The organism is Paenibacillus sp. cl141a (assembly GCF_900109305.1).
Lineage (GTDB): Bacteria > Bacillota > Bacilli > Paenibacillales > Paenibacillaceae > Paenibacillus_AQ > Paenibacillus_AQ lautus_A.
This window is the reverse complement of the sequence record NZ_FNZO01000016.1, coordinates 50949-71042: the sequence shown is the minus strand read 5'-3', so window position 1 is coordinate 71042 and position 20094 is coordinate 50949. Positions and strand designations below refer to the sequence as shown.

Sequence of the window (20094 nt, the reverse complement as noted above, 5' to 3'; positions counted from 1 at the left end):
TCATGATTCCTGCATTGACGGCGTCCGTCCTTATCGTTTATAGTGTTACTCTGTGCTTCAATGCAAAGAAGCAAAAAAGCCGAAAAGCATAAAAGCGAAAAAGTCAAACATTCATCATCAATGGACGGGAGTTTTCTCCCGCCACGACAATGGATAAGGAGTCTTAGCATCATGGTACGACATCTCAGTTTCTCAAAAAGCATCATTCTTATCGCGTTTATTCTGGCGCTGCTGTTTGTCTCCATCTTTTTGTTGAAAGCACAGCCGCATCTTCCGCTCTTGGCAACCACCGTCGGTACGGCGGCCTTGCTGCGTTTGTTCGGGTTTTCCTGGAAGCAGCTGGAATCCGCCATCATTCAAGGAATTCAAACGGCGATTATGCCGATTCTCATTCTTTCGCTCATCGGTATTTTGATTGCCGTATGGATGATGAGCGGCACGGTACCGACCATTTTGTACTATGGCATGGATTATATCGAACCGAATTATTTTGCCGTGAGCGCATTATATGTGACCATCGTGGTCTCGATGTTCACCGGAAGCTCCTTCACGACAGTCAGTACGGTTGGCGTTGCCTTTATGGGAATTGCGGTAACGACAGGAATTTCTCCGACGCTGGCAGCCGGAGCGGTGATCTGCGGCGCTTGCTTCGGCGATAAAATGTCGCCGCTCTCCGACACCACGAATTTTGCTCCCGCGGTCGCCGGCATATCCATATTCACCCATATCGGCAATATGATTTACACAACAGTGCCGGCCCTTGTGGTGACAACCGTCTTTTTCCTGCTTGCACCCACAAGTAACGCCCTGGATTTGTCCTCGATAAATCTAATCAAGGCGGCGCTTCATGACGGATTCCATATTCATTGGCTGACGTTGATGTCGCCGCTTGCCGTTATCGCTTGTTCCGTCAAGCGTATGCCGATCTTGCCGACGCTCATCGCGGGCATATTAACCGGACTGATCGTGACGGCCTTCGTTCAGCAGCAGGCGGCCGTCGATGTCTGGTTCAGCGTGATGCAGAGCGGCTACAAGAGCACGGTTGCCAACGAAACCGTTGCTTCCATTGTCAACCGCGGCGGATTGCAATCCATGATGTGGTCCGTATCGCTGATCTTGATTGCATTATCCTTGGGAGGGCTGCTTCAGCATTGCGGCGTCATCGAAGCCTTCTTCCGTCGAGTCATGCAGCCGCTGAAGCGCAGCAGCAGCGTGGTCGTGATGACGGGTGCATCTTCCATCGCCGTTAACGGCATGACGGGCGAGCAGTATTTATCGATTCTTTTGCCCGGTCAAATGTTCAAGGAGGAATATACTCGCCGAAACATACCGGCCAAGACGCTGTCACGCACATTGGAGGATTGTGGAACGCTGGTTAACCCTTTAATTCCATGGGGCGTTAGCGGTGCTTTCTTTGCATCAACCCTTGGAGTACCGGTCATCGAATACACACCTTATGCAACTTTCCTGTGGCTAAGCCCGCTTTTCACGTTTGCTTACGCTTGGATACCGCGATTGCAGCGGAACTCGCTTGGCAGGAAGATATGACCATAGATAGGCACGATCCCATATGTGGCCTTGTTTCCCTGATTCAAAGGGAGACAGGCTCTTTTTATTTATCGTTTATATTCATTTGTGCCCAACCCGTTGTTCGAAAAATCTGCTACGATGGAGATTGATGAGGCGAAACTATGGTTGAAATTCTTATGGGGGTGAAAGCATGAACCAGTGGATAGGAAATGAGCCAACCGCTAAGGATTTGATGGAGATGCACGCACGGGTTATGTTTACGCATGACCTGGATAGTCGGATACGAACCATAAACGAGCCTTGGCCGGGAGAGGAGTCGGCTCCCCGATTTTTCTTAGGTCGAACGATCGACGGTTCAGCCGTTTGCAGGCTTCGTTATGATATACCGGACAAACTTGCCGAGCAACTGACGGCGCTGGTTGAAAATGAACCGTCTCTTAACGAAGATTTTCAAACGAGACCCAAGCACTTCGATGACTACATGAATCTGCTGGCTGCTGATCAATATACGAGTGGACCTTGTTATCGGATTCCTGACATCACAATGTCATCGCCGACCATGCAGGCGGTATCGATCACCGGAGACAATATAACCGAGTATTCGCTCGCCGGTTTGGAATGGCTGAACGCGGAAATCGACTATGCCCAGCCTTGTGTCGCGATCATCCAAGATCATAGGGTGGTGTCGGTCTGCCGGAGTGTACGCGTTTCTACGGAAGCGCACGAAGCCGGGGTGGAGACGTTAACCGAATTTCGAGGGAGAGGTTATGCGGCCGCCGTTGTTGCCGGTTGGGCAATCGAGGTGCGGAAGATGGGAGCATCGCCGTTGTACAGTACCTTATGGGATAATGCTTCTTCCCAGAGAGTAGCTGGTAAATTGGCATTGTCCTATTACGGCGTCAACTTCACGATTCGATGAAAGGATAAAAAAAACCCTCAACACGCAACACGTTGAAGGAGGTAGTGTGCTATATGATGTTGAATGATTAGCTTGAGCTGCCTCTTCTGTTTTTATAATAGCCATGACCTTGGTTGCCATGCCTGCGTTTGTAATCGGATGACGATCCTTTGCGGCGAGAATACCCATGACTGCTGCTGTATTTTCTTCCGTAATTCTTCGCGGAACTGCTGTAACGCTTGCGGCCATGACTGTGGGACGTCGAATGAAGAAATTTGTTCATGATTTTTCTTAACATGCGGAATTTCCTCCTCTCTTGTTCGGAATCATTCCATATCATTTAATCGGATCGTAACATAAATGAAACCCGGGAATCAAATAAAACGCTGCCCATCATATCAGAGTGGCGTTTTTTTTGCATTCGCGAGCGTTTGGAGCTCATTCATGAATTGCAAGGAACCGGAGTAAGGCCTGCTCAACTGCAGCAAGCGTTTGATCATATCCCGGAGTTCATCCGAGAGATGCAGTTCTTCCTGCCAGCTTCGATCCCCGATTGCGCTCGGGTCGTCGTCCGGATCATAGGCAGAATAGAGCATGAACAACATAAAGTGACCGATGTCGCGGAGATCCTCGATTTCTTTCGACTCTTTATATTGAACAGAGGAGCTCGTGCCGCCGCGCCGGAACTTCTTACGGGCAGGCTGCCGGAGAGGAGGGGGTTCACCGATCCTTCGTGCCAGCCCAAAATCGATGAGATGGATACGGCCATCCTTAAACAGCACATTGGGAATCCGCAGGTCGAGATGAACATAGCCTTGTTCGTGCAGGTAACGGACCAACTCTAGAAGCTGCAGCGCGATATGGAGACATTCGGCTTCCCCGTATTTCATGCCATGTTCGAATATTAAATCCTCCAGGGTATCCCCGTCCATATAAGACATGACCAGATACGAATGGCGGCTGTCCGTGAAAAAATCCCGATATGCCGGAATTTGCGGATGCTGAAGGGAGCTTAATATCGCGGCTTCCCGATTCAGCAAATCTTTGGCGTAATCGCCTTTGCTTGGCCGTGACTGTTTGACGGCCACTACATGTCCGCTCTGTTGATCCTGACATTGATAGATGATGCCGTAACTTCCTTCGCCAATCATTTCTTGGACGGTGTAGCGATTCCCCAGCACCGTATTCTCTTCAGCCGGGTAATCCCGCCATGCGTTGATAAAGGAGCCAAGGTTTGATAAAAAGCGCATTCGATTCCAACCTCTCCTTTTTGGGTCCTTCGCCTAATTCTGTGCTTGTACTATTCACGATTATCGTACATTATAAGCGATGATACGCATCGAGGTATACATCGGATTGGAGCGAAGTTCGTTAGTCAATCGGCTTCCATCTGATGTTTCCGATACTCCAGCGGCGAATGTTATTGCTTTGACCTTTGGAAGAGGGGTATCTGGTGGCATACAGCACATAGGGATGGAAAACGGCAAAATCCACCTATTCTTTTCCACATCCTTCAAGAAAAGATTCTATCAATATTCGCATGACGATTGTACATAATCCTGACGTTTATGAAAAGCCGAAATGAGAGGGCTTTTCGGCATGTCCGAGTTCTGGCACGATTCACGGCAGGTGTCCTTTTTGTGCAAAAGCATGACCCTTTCATGCAAAGACTTGCCCGAAGCGCTCTAGTAAAATGGGCTCAAAGTTCGGCATTAGCCAATGATTGTTGAAGGAGGCGGTCATGCATGTCAGCATCAATCAAAAGAGTTCATGTCGTATTCAAGACCCATCTGGACATCGGGTTTACCGATTTGGGAAAGAACGTAATCGAGCGATATATGGAACATTTCATACCCCAAGCCTTGGAGCTGTCCGAACAGCTGGCGAATGAAGAGGGGGACGTACAATTCGTATGGACGACCGGCTCATGGTTAATCCATGAATTTCTGCAAACGGCTTCTCCAGACATGCGGGCGCGCATGGAAAAAGCCATTGGGGATGGACGCATGGTCTGGCACGGGCTGCCGTTTACGACGCATACTGAAATCATGGATGCCAGTTTATTCGAATTCGGGATGTCCATTTCGAGCGATTTGGATCGAAAGTATGGAAAGACCACGATTGCCGCAAAAATGACAGACGTTCCGGGCCATACCCTAGCCATGGTGCCTCTGCTGGCAAAACACGGCATACAATATTTACATTTGGGCGTTAACATGGTCTCCAAAAATCCCAAGGTGCCGGAGATGTTTGTATGGCGTGCTTCCGACGGTTCGGAGGTTATCGTACATTATGCGGATAGTTATGGTAAGCCCTATCAGATGGAAGGGCTGGAGGATGCCTTGTATTTTGCCCATACCCACGATAATCATGGTCCATCCACGATGGAGGAGATCCGGGCATTATTCGAACAGCTGCGACGGGAATATCCAGGGGCGGACATCATGGCCTCGACATTGGATGCTTTTGCCGCGCGGCTTCCAGCCGTGAAAGACCGTTTGCCTGTCGTCAGCGAAGAGATCGGGGACTCGTGGATACACGGGATTGCCTCGGATCCTTGGAAAATCGCCCGCTACCGCGAATTGTTAAGGCTTCGGGATCGCTGGATCGAGGCTGGTCGATTGGATAGGGACAGTGAGGCGTACGCTCGATTTTGCAACCGTCTGATGCTGATTCCCGAGCATACTTGGGGGCTGAACAATTCCGTGTATCTCGTCGATTTCGTGAATTATTCCTCGGCTGATCTAGCCGCAGCAAGAGCACGGGATATTGTTGAAGACAATACACGGAAGAAATTCGATTACTTATGCCAGCAGGCAAACGGCACCAGATCGTACAGCCATTACGAGAGCTCCTGGCAGGAGCAGCGGGATTATCTTGAAGAAGCCCTTCAATCGCTGCCCACGACGCTAGCGGCTGAAGCGAGAACCGAGCTGGATCGGATGAGTCCGCAGCATACCGTCCTTAACTCGGAGCCGATTCAGCATAAACAGCCGATCGAAACGAACGAGCTTTACGAATTAGGCCAGTTTCAGGTGAGTTTTGCTGCCGACGGTTCGATTAACCGATTGATGGATCGATCCGGAAAGGCATGGGCGGAAGAGCATCAGAGACTTGGCACTTATATGTATGAAACCTTCGGCCAAGAAAACTACGACCGTTTCTTCAAAGAATACATGACGAATCTGGATATACATCATGGCTGGGCGGATAACGATTTCGGCAAGCCGGGAATCGAGTATGTCAAACCGAGGCCGGAGCATCGGCGGTATGCCGCGGCCTTGCGAACACTGCACCTGGAGAGGCATGCCGAATATGATATCGTGACCGCAGAAATGAAGCTGCCGGAGGTTCTCCGCAAGCAGTACGGGGCTCCACGCCAAATCAACGTATTCTATTCGTTCCATGCGAATGAGCCCGTCATTGAGGTATGCTTAAGCTGGATGGGCAAACCGGCATGCCGTCTTCCGGAAGCAAGCTGGTTCTCGTTTGTGCCGCTTGTGGATAATCCTAACGCATGGTCGATGGATAAGCTGGGCATGCGGATATCTCCGTTATCCGTCGTCAAGGACGGCAACCGGAACATGCATGGCATCAATTCGGGTTTATATTATGAGGGGGCGGACGGAACGGCGGTCATTGAATCCTTGGACGCGCCGCTTGTGTGCCCGGGGGAACCAAGGCTGCTGCAATTCGACAACTCCTATGCTCCGTTGACCGGCGGATTTCATTTCAATCTGCACAACAACGTATGGGGGACAAACTTTATGATGTGGTTCGAAGACGACATGAGGTATCGGTTCCGCTTGAGCCTGCATTCCCATTCGTAAGCTCATTGTGTCTGTAATGAAAATGGAAAGATGTGAGTTAAGGACTCGCATCTTTTTTTATGCCTGATCATTCAAACCGTCAAATTATGATGAAGTATCGTTCTTGGCGATAAAATCCTGAATTCTGTTCCGAAGCTGTTCATGCTGGTCAAAATGGTTATACATGCGATAGGCTACCGTCTGCGCATTTCCGAAGAAAAAGCGTTCAAACTGGGTTTGACGGCCCCCGAAAGAGCCTGCGCCAAGCTCCCAGGCAAGGCGGAACAAGGCCATTCGATCCCACGCCTCCGTGGTGGAGCCTTTTAAATATTGGTTCAGGTAAGGACCTGAATCCGACTGGAAGTCCATTTCGGAAGGGATCATAATCAGGCCGCTGGAACCCAGCAGCTGTATCATCTCCACCATCTTGGGATAAAATTGGGGGAATAACATGCTGGATGCGATAAGCGGGCCCGCCGAAGGAACGAAATAACCGAATGTATCCCGGCTGGCGCCAAGTTCGGAAGCCAATCTCAGGGCTTTGAAGGTCTCCAGATATGCAATGATTTTGGAAACGTTCGCGATCATATGGCGCTCGAGCCCTACGCTCTGCTCGTCTGCCAAGCTCTCCAGCAAACCAAGCATAAATTCGGTTTTGGCGATATAACGGGTGGCCATTTGATGGGCAATATGGGTGTGAAAGCGACTCTCGCCGAATAAACGTCCGGCATAGGCCTCGTCCCCATAGTAAAAGATCCGGTCATGCGGGACCAATACGTGGTCAAAGATGACGAGAACGTCCATCTCTTCGTATCTGGCGCTCAAGGGATAATCATAGGAAGAAGCGGCACCATAGCTCTCACGGCATATAAACGTCATTCCGGGCAAATCGTTCGGTACCGCAAAGGCGAATGCGGTTGGATTGACATCATGGAACAACGTGGGCGAAGGCGACGGGAATACCAGCATTTCCTCGCACGTGGCTCCCTGCGTGGCCATCATGAAAGCTCCGGTTATGATCATGCCTTGATCGTTGATATCAACCACCTTGGCGGCAATCGTGTCCTCTGCAGCATCTTGTTGTCCGGACATTTTACAAGCATAGGGCTGAATGAAGGCATGGGATAACGTAATATCATGATCTCGACAGTACCGGTAATAGGCCCTGAGGTTTTCCGCATACTTCGGATTGTGTTCCTCCAGTATATCGGCAGCCGTGTACAGCGACATGATCGCCGTGTTCATATAATCGGGAGAGCGGCCTAAAAAGCCGTTGTGCCTCTTGGCCCAAAGTTCCATCATCAATCTGCGTTTCTGCAAATCCTCGGCATTCCTCGGCGGGAGAAAAGACAGGCCCACCCGTTCTCCTGTATCGGGCGAGGGGTAGGTCATCTGCTCGATATAACACGCTTCGCCTTGCATATCGTAAAGCTCCGCTTGGGTCTGAATGATACCCTGGAATGCAGGGTGCTTGGATAAAGGTCCCTGGATACGCTCCCCTTTATACCGAAGGTTGATGTTTTGCCGGTCGATCCGTTCGATGTACTGCTTCCCTGATTTGATAGGCACATTGTTCACCCCGTTTGCAAAAATCGAAAGCTCTAACTAACCTGTCTACTGCTGTTAATGTACGTGCTTCATCCAAGCGGAGTACATTGTCCGCAGGAAACGCTGCAAAATATGCGAATGTACCTCAGAAGGCGCGACCGGAAAACTTCATACGAAAAAAACGGGCCCGTTTGGGCCCGCTATTATAAGATTTGCGATTACCGGGCTTGACCCAGATACTGCTCCAGCGTCAGTTGTTGTCTCGTAATTTCTCCGGCAATATAGACGCCCACATAGCGTACATGCCAAGGCTCGTAAGAGTAACCGGTTAATTTCTCCTGACCTTTACCATAACGAATGATAAATCCGTACTTCGGTGCATTGGCCTTCAGCCATTTGCCTTCTTTCGTATTCCCGAAGCTCTGCTCCAGGGCATAGCCTACGGAAGCACTGGATATATCCATGCTAAGCCCGGTCTGATGCTCGCTTTGCCCCGGGCGTGCGCTTGTTTTGTTAGCGACAGCCTCGCCCTTGATACTGGCGTTACGTTCGAATATGGCTTTTTGGGTTGCATAGGAACGATAACCCGACACGGCTTTGAGGTCGATCCCGTCCCGTTTGGCAGCAGCGAACAGCTTTTCGAGCGCAGACGCCGCTATTTTTTTCATCTGCTTTTTGGGGCTTGGTCCCGAGAAGCTGAACGGAATTTGGGGTATGACCAAATCTTGCGGTACATAATTCGATGGTAGATTTCTTTGTTTGTTGACGAGCACAACCGTGCTGGACAGATTGGTGACCGTATTCATCCCGTTTACCGACCTCAGCGTCCGTTTAGGGGCGTTGTTTTCCAAAAACTTCGAAAATGATAGGCTGGCAGAAGATGCTGCGGCGGCTTCCGCCTTATCCAAGCCGGAACCGTTCGGTAACCCGGATAAAGCCAAACTTGTTACGACTGAACCGATGATGACGGATGGCAGGATTGTTTTGATAAAAGTATTGCGCATGTGTAGTCCCTCCTCGTTAGCTGTCTATTGAGTATATAAGAGAGTTATATCGATAGAATCTCCGGATTGTTTCTGAATTGTAAACAAAATAGAATAGATTGAATCCAATCATAACCCGAAAATAGATTATAGCAATATATGAAAAAGGGACGATTTTCTACATAAAGAGACTTTATACATGGAAATACGCGATTATATCAAACGAGGGTTTGAGGCCTATTACGCAAAATACAGCGAAATTTCGGAGGATGGGTTCTGCAGGTGGATGCGGCCGGACGTTCCCGCAGAGATGAAGACCGTTGATACCGATGAGGAATGGTCCATATGGAAAATGGTCCCTTCCATTGTGAGCGAAGAGCAGATTAGGGCGATGGAAGCAGAGTATGGATTGAATTTTCCCGAGTGGTATAAAGCATTCATCTCCACGTACAATCATTACTTTGACGTCATACCTGAACAGGCAGTATGCGAGCCGTTGGAGAACGTCAGGAACATGTACAATCCCTTGTTGTGCCGGCTGGGATATCTCCCTTTCACTTGGGATTCCGAATACGGCAAGATCTGGTGTATCGATGTAAGTGGAGAGGCCGGCGAGGGAATCGAAGCCATCTATGAGATCGAACATGAAATTTTGTTTGACCTGGATGAAGATCGAACGGATCGGGCCGAGCTTAAAGAGTCGCTAGTATTTTTGTGCCCGGATTTCAAAGCGTATTTTAACGATACGTTCCTGGAGGGCTGACGGGTTCCATTTCTGAAGTATAAGGAGAAGTTTCAAATGCGAAATGAACAACTGCAGGAAATTTTGAATGAATACGACATCCGGGAACCGGAAATTTCCTTTATTCGGCATAATGAAAATCGAACGTATAAGGTAAAAGGCCATGACGGAAGCACATATCTGATGCGCATTCATCAACCGCTAAAAGAAGGCATGGCTGGTCAGCAGCATACCTACGACGGTCTGCTGGGCGAACTGCAAATGCTGGAGCACTTGTCAGGCTGGGATCATCTGCTTGTCCAAAGGCCTGTGCGTAATCGGAAAGGTGAACTGATCACGATTTTCGAACACGAGGGGAAGCGTTGGAACAGCTCCGTGCTTACCTGGCTGGAAGGAAGAGACTTGCAGAAGGATGACGTAAGCGACCCGGTACTGGTCGAGAAGCTGGGGACTCGCATTGCGGAGTTACACAAATTTTATGGCTCATACGAGCAGGAGGGCTTGGACAAGCGTCCGAGTCAGGGGATAGCCTACAATCTGTATATGATTGAAGTTATAAAGCAAGGATTGGCGAAAGATTTGTTTACTACCTCCGATGTTTCCATCATTGAAGAAACGATATCGTTGGTTAACACGCGCCTTGTGGACAGTGGTGACGTTGAGGCCTGGGGGCTTATCCACGGTGATTTAAGCTTGGGGAATATCATCATGACCTCAGATGGAGAACTGAGTTTTATCGATTTTGGTTTTTTTGGACCAGGGTACCATTATACGGATGTTGCCATGGGTGCCATGATGGTTCCTTCAGCTCTTCGGGATATATTCCTGAAAGGATATTATGGCAATGATCATACAGGACAAGAGAAGCTTGTTTTGTTAGAAGGTTTCATGCTGCTGGCCATTATCGGCTACTATGTCTTTCAGATGGAGAATGAATCCGTGCATGCATGGATGCGTGAACGAATGCCAAAGCTGTGCGCCGATTTCTGCACGCCTTATTTGTCGGGTGCACGCATATTTTATTCCATATAGCTCGATGTCGAATCACACGATGTCCGTCAAAGTTAATTATAAGTATTCAATCCCTTGGTCAGCAGGCTGATCGGGTGATACCATATGAGATATCAACGATATGATTAGAGGTGAACACCGTATGGCGGAAAGCGAACTTCTACTACAACAAGAGGCTCTCCAGGTGGAAGCTTCTGAGGTAGCAGATGAACTTCGACTTTACGAGTTATTAAGTCAAGCAGGCGAACCGGTGCGTGTCGGCAGTTCAGCCCTCGGATTGATGGTATGGAGAGACCTGGACATGACGGTCAAATGTTCTCGGCTGAATCAACCATTAATTGCACACATCGCATCGGAGCTCATGTTGCAAGCCGGTGTACGGGAGCTGAAGTTCATCAACGATACCGGTGATTATAATACGGGTCCCCTTTATCCCGATGGATTGTACATCGGCCTTAAGTATATATCTCAGCGTGGGAAGGAGTGGGCCCTGGACATTTGGTTCGTGGATGAACCGGAGAGACAACCTGACTTGAAACATATCATAACGATGCCTGAAAGGCTGACTCAGGAACGCCGGGAAGCTATTTTGAGAATCAAAAATCGTTGGGCAAGCCGTGCTGAATATGGAAAAAGTGTACGAAGCTTCGATATTTATACAGCGGTTCTCGAAGACAACGTAAGCACACCGGAACAGTTTGAAGCCTGGCTGGATCAAAGGTCCGTGAATAAAGAAGAAAGCCCGTGATTTAAGAATAGGAGATTTGCATATGGAGATTATCAAGCATAACCAAGACCAATGGGAACTTAAAGTCAAACAGAAAAATCAGTGGACTGTTCCTGTAAGCAGCGAAGAAATCGAGAAAGCCAGAATGGGCGATTGGTCTATTATCGTCACTTCAACCAAGCCTGTGCCCAAAGACGGTTTCCGGATCTAAACGGAAAGAATGTGCTTTGCCTAGCTTCTAGAGGAGGGCAGCAGGGACCTGTTCTGGTTGCTGCAGGAGCGAATGTAACCGTGCTGGATTTCTCCGAATCTCAATTGGACCAGGATCGCTTTGTTGCTGAACGGGACGGATTATCTATTCGGACGGTTCTCGGTTCGATGACGGATTTAAGCAAGTTTGAATCGGAGAGCTTTGATTTGTTGGTTCATCCGGTATCCAACCTTTATGTGCCTGATATACAGCCTGTATGGCAGGAGGCATACCGCGTGTTAAAGCCTGGGGGCATGTTGATAAGCGGCTTTATGAACCCGGTCTTTTATTTATTCGACTGGGAACTGGAAGAACAGGGTACGCTTCGGGTGAAGCACACCCTCCCCTATTCGGAACTGGATTATGCGACGGAAGAAGAAATTGTGCGAAGCGGGGGAGCATTGGAATTCGGACATACGCTGGAACAGCAATTGGGAGGTCAGATTCAATCCGGATTTATGATTGCCGGGTTATACGAGGATTCCTTCGGAGGCGAGAAATTGTTGGACCGTTATGCAAACAGTTTTATTGCGACAAGAGCCATAAAGGTTTAACCTCATGCCTATTTCCATGTCTTCACCAGCAGAGTCACCCTAACGGGTGGCTTTTCTTTTTTATGTATATGTAAAACTTAAGTGAATCCTATATTTTTAATATTATTCATATAGATGTTCCTATGATAGCATAATCGTATATCTGGCAAGGGAAGGAACGATGGATATGAGTACCGCATTTTGGTTAACGAATGCTCGTTTAGAGAGCGGCTATGAAGTTTCAGAAGGCGTTATTACGGGAATAAAAACGGAGATTTGCCACGTGTTCATAGAGGACGGGAACATCGCGAAGATCGTGTCATCCGACAGGACCATTACGGATTCATGGCCGCGACACGACGTGAAGGGATTGCTGCTTTTGCCGTCCTTTACCGAAAAGCACTGCCATTTGGATAAAACGCTGCTCGGTGACCGGTGGCGATCCGTAACGCCGGTCTCCAGCATTTTCGAGCGTTTGGATATCGAGAAAGCAACGCTTCCGGCCCTGGATACCCGGACGCAGGACCGTGCGGAACGCCTGCTTCACATGTACCTGGAGTCCGGGGTGACGCATGTACGAACGCATGTCGATATTTATCCGGAAGTGGGTTTGGCTAACTTAGAAGCGGTTCAACAAGCATTGCACGCATTTGAAGGAAAGTTATCCTACGAGATCGTAGCTTTTCCACAGCATGGTTTGCTGCGTTCGAAGTCAAAGGAATGGGTGAGACAAGCACTTCGCAGCGGAGCAGGCTTGGTAGGCGGGGTTGACCCGGCGACGGTGGATGGCGATATCGAAGCCTCCCTGCAGGGAATGGTGGAGCTCGCCGTGGAGGCGAATGCGGGAATTGATCTGCATTTGCACGATGCCCATCATCTGGGAACCTTCACCATGAAGCGGTTGGCACAGCTGACCATCGAGGCGGGCCTGCAGGGCAAAGTGGCGATCAGTCATGCATTCGGACTCGGCGATATCCCGACGTCGCAAGCCATCGAAATGGGGGAAATGCTGGCTGATGCTGGGGTTGCCCTTATTTCGAGCGTGCCGATCGGTCGCAACATGCCGCCGGTCGGTTTGCTGCATGAGTGCGGCGTAGAGGTAGCCGTCGGTTGCGATAACATTTTTGACGTGTGGTCGCCTTTCGGAAACGGGGACGTGCTGGAACGCGCGGGCCGGCTGGCTGAGCTGTCCCGATGGGTGGATGAACGCTCTTTGGCACGGACGCTTCAATATATCACCGGCGGCATGACGCCGCTTGGTCCGGATGGCGAGCAGATATGGCCGCAGGTCGGGGACGCCGCCAGCATCGTGTTTGTCGAAGCTTCTTGTTCCGCCGAAGCCATTGCCAGAAGATCAAGGCGCGTGGCGACGATGTTTAAGGGCAACATCGTTTCCGGTTCGCTTTAGGCGACGCATGTCGATCAGGATCAAGCTGCTGTTGTCCTTTACCGGCATGCTGGTCATCAGCTTGTTGGTTTTCGTCTTGACTGCCAGTTTGTTTACCGTCGCGGCTACCGGCGACATTCGCGGGGTTCGGGATTTTTATAAAGTTCACTACCAGGTTAACCCGCTGACCGAGCAAGAGGAGTCTATATTCCTTGAATTAAAATATCTTGCCAAGAACGATCCGGAAGGTCTGCTGGATCAAGAGCTGCTGAAGGAATATGATTTTAAGTTGAGAACCGTGCGGGCAGGCCTGTACGTCCGTAAGGAAAGCCTTCAGGTTTACGAGTCCAAGACGTTAAACCAGCCTGAGCTGGAAGCGAATCTCCCTCCATTCGACCTGAACAACAATCAAATCCGCAATACGCTGAGCATCGGGGAACGCTTTTATGCTTATGCCAAATTCGACTTCCGGTTCTCGGACGCGACGAAGGGAAGCGTATACGTGATCCGGGAGCGAAGTCCTTTCGGCGAGGTGACACGCAAGCTGTTGCCCATCCTTGTATTGAGTCTCGTTGGCATCATTGTGGTTGCGAACGTGATGTTATATCGCTGGATTACGCGCAGCGTGGTCAAACCGCTTGACTTGCTCCGAAATTCAGCCGAACACATCAAGGAGGGGAATCTTCAGTTTTCCCTGGATATGCATTCGAAGGACGAAATCGGCCAGCTAAACGAAACGTTTGAGAGTATGCGAAAGCGGCTGCACGAATCGATTCAGCTCCGGCTCCGGGACGAAGAGAACCGAAAAGAGCTGATCTCCAATATCTCACACGATCTGCGCACACCGATAACGAATATAAAGGGTTATGTCGAGGGCATTCGAGACGGCGTCGCAGATACGCCCGAGAAGATGGATAAATACGTGAATATCATCTACACCAAAACCATCGATCTGGATAAACTCGTGGATGAGCTGTTTCTGTATTCCAAGCTGGATTTGAAGCAGGTGCCGTTTATGTTCGAGCATGTCGATATCACCGGTTTCATTGACGACTGCATCGATGAGCAGCGCTATGTTCTGGAGGAGAAGGACATTCTGCTGGAGTGGAAGGAACGTCCCGGTGATCCTGTCGGGGTCATTGCCGACCTGGAGAAATTAAAGCGAACCGTGCTCAACATCATTGGAAATGCCCAGAATTTCATGGACAAGGGGCAAAAAAACATCGGCGTCTCGATCCGGCTGTCTCCGGAATGGGTAACGGTTGAAATCCGGGATAACGGCACAGGCATCGCACCGGAAGCGATCCCTTATATATTCGAAAGGTTTTATCGGGCCGAGCCATCCCGCAACTCTTCAACAGGCGGCAGTGGTCTGGGTCTTGCGATTGCGAGCCAGATCATTGAAGGACACGGGGGTCAAATCTGGGCTGAAAGCGAGCTTGGCGTCGGAACAAGCCTGTATTTCACCCTGAAACGAGCGAACAGGAAGGAGGCGCGGTAACCCATGGCCACACGCATTCTCATCATTGAAGACGAGACGACCATCGCCCAGTTGGAGCGGGATTATTTTGAGCTGAACGGTTTTGCCGTCGATTTATGCCATACGGGTGACGAGGGCTTGAAGCTTGCCCTTAACGAGGACTACAGCCTCATCATTGTGGACCTTCAGCTTCCCGGCATGAATGGCTACGAGTTGTGCAGCCATATCAGGAAGAACAAGGAGGTCCCGATTCTGATCGTATCCGCCAAGAATGAGGAGATCGATAAAATCCGTGCATTTAATCTCGGTGCCGACGATTACATTACCAAGCCTTTTAGCCCGAGCGAATTAGTCGCAAGAGCCAAAGCCCATTTGATGAGATATGTAAGGCTTCTGGGCAAGGAAAGTCCGAGTCCAAGCTCGGAAATTCATATTAGGGGCTTGGTCATCGACAAAACGGCGCGAAGGGTGTTCGTACGCAATCAGGAAGTCGCGTTTACGACCCGGGAATTTAATTTGCTTGAATTTCTGGCGAGCCATCCGAACCGGGTGTTCAACAAACATGAATTGTTCGAGCGGATTTGGGGCATGGATTCCAGCGGGGATATCGCTACCGTGACCGTTCACGTCCGAAAGCTGCGCGAAAAGATGGAGCTGGATCCATCCAATCCGCAGTACATTGAAACGGTATGGGGAGCGGGCTATCGTTTTTCGGTCTGAATGAGTTTAGAAATTGTTAATAAATATTTTCGAAACATTTAATCCCGGATTTCTTGGGAGTTTAGGACTCTCATCTATCATGGAGATATGACGATTATCGTTCATATTCATCGAAGATAGGGAGGACTTACTTATGAAGAAGTATTCGAATAAACTGGCGGTCATGATGCTGGCCGCTGCACTGGGATCGGCGACGCTTCCGTTTCATGTTCTGCAGGCTGATGCTGCTCAAGCGCCGCTCGCTGCCCAAGATATAGAGCAAGCCGTTCAAGGGCTGTCCCAGCTGCGCGTGATGCAGGGTTACCAAGACGGCACGATGGGGATAACAAGTTCGATCACACGGGCGGAGCTGGCGAAAATGCTGGTGCTTGCGTTTGGACTTGAAGGCAAAGGGGAGACAGAGCCAAGCTTCACAGATGTGAAATCAAACGCGTGGTATGAGCGGTACGCAACTGAGCTGGTAGCACTAGATATTATGCAGGCACCGGACGGACGTTTTGATCCACGGGGAAGCGTTACCCACGCCGAACTGGTACAGATGGTGTCCAAGGCTCTGAAACGAGATGCGAAGTCCGTGGATTACTGGGCGCAACGTTTTTATTCCGAGGAGGGCCATGTCACTCGAGGTCAAGCTGCCTATTTGATAAGCATTGCACATGACGCAATTCCGTCGGAAAAAGCAAAAATCACGAGCGTCCGCGCACTGAATGCCATTACCTTGATCGTCACCTTTGATGCTCCATTGTCATCGGACGATGAGACGTTTGCCAAAGCCAAAGAAGATTTTAAATTTAACGACGGTCTTGCCCTAACGAATATGCCGCGTCTGAAGACGGGTTCTATTTCCACCTATATCGTTCCAACTTCCGTTCAAAAACCGGGTACATCGTATACGCTGACCTATAAAGGGAAAACAGCAGGTACATTTACAGGAAACAGCACGAAGCTGGACATGACCGAGGCTAGACAGGTCACCCAGGATACATTTGAACTGGAGGCGCTCAAGAAGAATGGCGTCGTTGACTACGGTTATGTTATTTCTGCTTATAGCGGAGGCCGCGGCGCCAATGCCTTCGTATTGGATGAGAACAACAGCGCCGATGGCAAGGTCTATCAGATCATATCTTCTGGTCAAGCCAGAGAAGTTACGATTACGCCTGCAGGCGGACAACCTATCGTGGCCAAATACGTACCCTTCACCCAATCCACCGACGGCAAGCAAGAGCCGAAATTCCGATTGCCGGAAGGCCAGACGTTGACGCCGGGCGTTACCTACACGGTTACTTCGGACTGGGCACTGATTGCCAACCCGTCATTCGTTGCAGGATCGTTTGCTCCGCTGGACATCATCGGAGCCGAGGCAGTCAGCGACAGTTCCATTGCCATCACCTTGTCCGAGGATCCGGGGGATGAGCTGTTCTCCGGCCGGAGCGTGGAATTGACCGACGCTGACGGCAATCAACACATGGCGACCTATAAATATTCAAGCCGAAAAGGAGCCGTAGGCATATTCGATTTGAAGCAGGAAAGTAAATTGAAGCCGGGATCGACGTATACCATCAAACCTGTAGGCGAGTGGGCGGGAGAAACCGATGCGTCCCTGACCGTCAATTAATCCATTACAGCATGGACATGGCTGTCCATATACAAGAGGACGAGCGTAAAGCTCGTCCTCTTGAACTTGTTTATAAGCGACTATCCGAATGGTTCTATTATTTTAAATAATAAGGGTAAGAACTTATACTGGTCAATCTGGTGGAAATGATGGAGGAGATCTGCGAAGAAGAAACCCTTTCTGAATACGTGAACAAGGAGCTGGAGCAGGTTCAGCGGTTAAGCATGAAAGATGTATTGGGAAAAATCGTGGCTTCGCGATTATCCTATACGGATATTGCGCTGGAACCGGAAGAAATAGAAGGCAAGAGCTTTGAGGAATTATATCGTTCTTATTCATTGCTATGGGAAGGCAGCGAAATGCTTAACGAAGAGTTTGGCGAATCGGATACCGAACCCTTTGACTGGAATACGACATGGGTACAGGGAAAGGTGGAAGAGGACGAGCAAGTGATCCTGCTGACGCTGCCGGCCGAAGCCGGATATGAAGCACCGCTGTGGGTTCCGATGGGAGGTTATAACAAGTGTCCGTTGCCCGAGCATCAGTCGGTGTTTTTTAAGCATTTTCAGCAGAAGTATCAGATTAACATAGTGGCCGTTTCGGAAGATACTTGGATTCTTCAGGCCGGAAAACGACCCCAAACGTTTGAAGAAGCATTGCGGCTCGCCAAGGAGCATTTTATTTTCTGCCAATATGTCATGAACGGGTTTCCGACGCTTGGACACTATGCAGACTATTTAATGAAGCACGATATCTGGTATTTTTGGTGGGATTAAACTTGAGTCGTTATTTCTTGAAAACGCTATCACGGATAGGGGAGATATTTATTCTTAAGCAATCGAAGGTATTTCGCAGCTTTCTCATCTCCTATATTTGATTCCTCCCCGGCCTGAACGACATAAAGAGTACCTTTACGATGGTATCCATACAATCTTATGTTAAAAAAAGACTCCTTCAAGGAGTCTTTTTTACGTGAACTCAGAAGAAAATTCCAATTAAATTGTTATTTTTGTAGTCGAAACGTCCGGGAAGTGGGTATTAATTGTTAAACGGTTGACAACCTGTATATACATGTATATGATTTTCCTATATGCAACCTGTATATACAAGATGACGAGGAGGACCCAGTTACATGCAGAACCCAGGAACCCAATTTCAAGATTGGTGGAGAACTTCGACGGTTTATCAGGTATACCCGAAGAGCTTCAACGATACAACCGGCCGGGGAACCGGCGATATACGCGGGCTCATGGAAAAGCTTGATTATATAAAGGGACTTGGCATCGACATTGTGTGGCTCCAGCCGGTGTATGTTTCTCCGCAAAATGATAACGGTTACGACGTCGCGGATTATAACAGCATCGATCCTGCATACGGAACGATGGACGATTTCGATGAACTTGTTGCCGAATTAAAAAAGAGAGACATGCATTTGATGATCGACATCGTCGTGAATCATTCTTCGACCGAGCATCGATGGTTTAAAGAAGCCATTTCCTCACGCGATAACCCGTATCGCGACTATTACATCTGGCGGGATCCAGCGGAAGACGGCGGCCCGCCGAATAACTGGCAATCCAAGTTTGGAGGTCCGGCGTGGCAGTATGACGAGGGAACAAGGCAATATTACTTGACATTGTTTGACAAGACGCAGGCCGATCTGAATTGGGAGAACGAGAAGGTCCGGGCGGAGGTCGTGGACATTCTCACGTTCTGGGCGGACAAAGGCGTCAGCGGATTCCGGATGGATGTCATCAATCTCATATCGAAGGATCCCGCTTTTCCCGATGATGACGGTTCCGTGGCGCCGGGCGACGGGCGCAGGTTTTATACGGACGGCCCCCGCGTGCATGAATACATTAAGGAATTGAACGAAAAAGTGTTCAAGCCTTACAATCTCGTCACGGTAGGAGAAATGTCCTCCACAACCTTGGAGCATTGCATTCGTTACTCGAACCCGAAGGAGAACGAATTCTCCATGACGTTCAACTTCCACCACTTGAAGGTGGACTACCCGAACGGGCAAAAGTGGGAGCTTAAGCCTTACGATTTCGAAGAATTGAAGCGGGTGCTTTCCGATTGGCAGATCGGCATGCAGAAGGGCGGGGGCTGGAATGCCCTCTTCTGGAATAACCATGATCAGCCGCGGGCGCTGACCCGGTTCACCAATGATGGCGAATACCGCTCGGAAAGCGCAAAAATGCTGGCTACGACGCTTCACGGATTGCAGGGCACGCCATATGTGTATCAGGGGGAGGAGATCGGCATGCCCGATCCGAAATGGAATGACATATCCGAGTTTAGGGATGTTGAATCTCTAAACATGTATACCATCCTCCAAGAGCAAGGAAAAACGCCGGAGGAGGCTGCCCATATCGTCAGGGTGCGCTCGCGCGACAACTCCAGATTACCCATGCCTTGGCATGGCGGCGATCAAGCGGGATTTACGACGGGGACGCCCTGGATCAAGCTCGATGAGCGGTATCAGCTGATCAATGCGCAATCCGAAGTGGATAATCCGCAATCGATCTATCATCATTACCGGAAACTGATTGAAATGCGTAAGAACCTTCCGGTGATGACGGACGGTGAATATGTTCGCCTGGATGAAGGGCATCCCGAAATTTATGCATACGCAAGAACGAACACGGAGCAGACGCTTGTTGTCATTTCGAATTTCAGCGACCGCGGCGTATCGTTCGAGCTTCCCGAGGAGATGCATGATCATCTAATCGAAAGTCAATTGGTTCAACTGTTAATCGGCAACACAACGGAAGAACCCAAGCTCACGCCAACAGTTGCCCTACGACCGTATGCTTCCTATATGTGGCTTATTCACAACAACTAAATTCATAATGTCA

General features: G+C 49.5%; 16 protein-coding genes and 1 pseudogene. 13 read left to right on the top strand and 4 right to left on the bottom strand.

The features are described 5' to 3' along the window. The first annotated feature begins 171 nt into the window (after positions 1-171). Entirely contained in the window at positions 172-1548 is a 1377-nt protein-coding gene (gene nhaC, locus BMX45_RS28760; RefSeq protein WP_090914010.1) for a Na+/H+ antiporter NhaC, read from the top strand. Between the two features lie 172 nt (positions 1549-1720). Then, positions 1721-2449: a kasugamycin N-acetyltransferase AAC(2')-IIb gene (gene aac(2')-IIb, locus BMX45_RS28755; RefSeq protein WP_090914008.1), complete on the top strand. Its 729-nt coding sequence runs from the start codon at positions 1721-1723 to the stop codon at positions 2447-2449. A 67-nt stretch (positions 2450-2516) separates the two neighbouring features. Here the strand turns inward: aac(2')-IIb and BMX45_RS28750 are convergent, their stop codons facing one another. Both BMX45_RS28750 and BMX45_RS28745 read right to left on the bottom strand, forming a co-directional pair. After that, positions 2517-2726 (bottom strand): hypothetical protein, encoded by a 210-nt coding sequence (locus BMX45_RS28750; RefSeq protein WP_009592958.1) that lies wholly within the window; start codon positions 2724-2726, stop codon positions 2517-2519. A gap of 100 nt (positions 2727-2826) precedes the next feature. Beyond that, positions 2827-3678, bottom strand: a complete 852-nt coding sequence (locus BMX45_RS28745; protein WP_090914006.1) for a serine/threonine protein kinase — start codon at positions 3676-3678, stop codon at positions 2827-2829. Between the two features lie 495 nt (positions 3679-4173). Here BMX45_RS28745 and BMX45_RS28740 point away from each other — a divergent pair, with 495 nt between their 5' ends. Beyond that, complete coding sequence (locus tag BMX45_RS28740; protein WP_090914004.1) at positions 4174-6258, top strand: DUF5054 domain-containing protein; 2085 nt, start codon at positions 4174-4176, stop codon at positions 6256-6258. A gap of 84 nt (positions 6259-6342) precedes the next feature. Here BMX45_RS28740 and BMX45_RS28735 read toward each other — a convergent pair whose 3' ends face one another. Together BMX45_RS28735 and BMX45_RS28730 are read right to left on the bottom strand one after the other, a co-directional pair. Continuing rightward, complete coding sequence (locus BMX45_RS28735; protein WP_090914002.1) at positions 6343-7806, bottom strand: 4-hydroxyphenylacetate 3-hydroxylase family protein; 1464 nt, start codon at positions 7804-7806, stop codon at positions 6343-6345. A 197-nt stretch (positions 7807-8003) separates the two neighbouring features. Continuing rightward, positions 8004-8789: a M15 family metallopeptidase gene (locus BMX45_RS28730; RefSeq protein ID WP_090914000.1), complete on the bottom strand. Its 786-nt coding sequence runs from the start codon at positions 8787-8789 to the stop codon at positions 8004-8006. 178 nt (positions 8790-8967) lie between these two features. Here BMX45_RS28730 and BMX45_RS28725 point away from each other — a divergent pair, with 178 nt between their 5' ends. The 10 genes and pseudogenes from BMX45_RS28725 (at position 8968) to treC (ending at position 20081) form a co-directional block, all read left to right on the top strand. Then, a complete protein-coding gene (locus BMX45_RS28725) occupies positions 8968-9531 on the top strand; it encodes an SMI1/KNR4 family protein (RefSeq protein WP_090913998.1) in 564 nt (187 codons plus the stop codon). A gap of 36 nt (positions 9532-9567) precedes the next feature. Beyond that, entirely contained in the window at positions 9568-10542 is a 975-nt protein-coding gene (locus BMX45_RS28720) for a phosphotransferase enzyme family protein (RefSeq protein ID WP_090913996.1), read from the top strand. Positions 10543-10663: 121 nt separating this feature from the next. Next, a complete protein-coding gene (locus BMX45_RS28715; RefSeq protein ID WP_090913994.1) occupies positions 10664-11269 on the top strand; it encodes a hypothetical protein in 606 nt (201 codons plus the stop codon). 22 nt (positions 11270-11291) lie between these two features. Continuing rightward, positions 11292-12052, top strand: a pseudogene (locus BMX45_RS28710) (class I SAM-dependent methyltransferase). Between the two features lie 166 nt (positions 12053-12218). Further along, positions 12219-13439, top strand: coding sequence for an amidohydrolase (locus BMX45_RS28705; RefSeq protein WP_090914076.1), 1221 nt, complete (start codon positions 12219-12221; stop codon positions 13437-13439). A gap of 7 nt (positions 13440-13446) precedes the next feature. Further along, positions 13447-14919 (top strand): sensor histidine kinase, encoded by a 1473-nt coding sequence (locus BMX45_RS28700; protein WP_090913992.1) that lies wholly within the window; start codon positions 13447-13449, stop codon positions 14917-14919. Between the two features lie 3 nt (positions 14920-14922). Next, a complete protein-coding gene (locus BMX45_RS28695; RefSeq protein ID WP_090913990.1) occupies positions 14923-15618 on the top strand; it encodes a response regulator transcription factor in 696 nt (231 codons plus the stop codon). A 133-nt stretch (positions 15619-15751) separates the two neighbouring features. After that, a complete protein-coding gene (locus BMX45_RS28690; protein ID WP_090913987.1) occupies positions 15752-17233 on the top strand; it encodes an S-layer homology domain-containing protein in 1482 nt (493 codons plus the stop codon). Positions 17234-17421: 188 nt separating this feature from the next. Further along, the gene (locus BMX45_RS28685; RefSeq protein ID WP_090914074.1) at positions 17422-18009 is read left to right on the top strand and encodes a DUF4253 domain-containing protein; all 588 of its coding nucleotides are present in this window, start codon (positions 17422-17424) and stop codon (positions 18007-18009) included. A gap of 356 nt (positions 18010-18365) precedes the next feature. Beyond that, positions 18366-20081 (top strand): alpha,alpha-phosphotrehalase, encoded by a 1716-nt coding sequence (gene treC / locus BMX45_RS28680; protein WP_090913985.1) that lies wholly within the window; start codon positions 18366-18368, stop codon positions 20079-20081. The last annotated feature ends 13 nt before the right edge of the window (positions 20082-20094 follow it).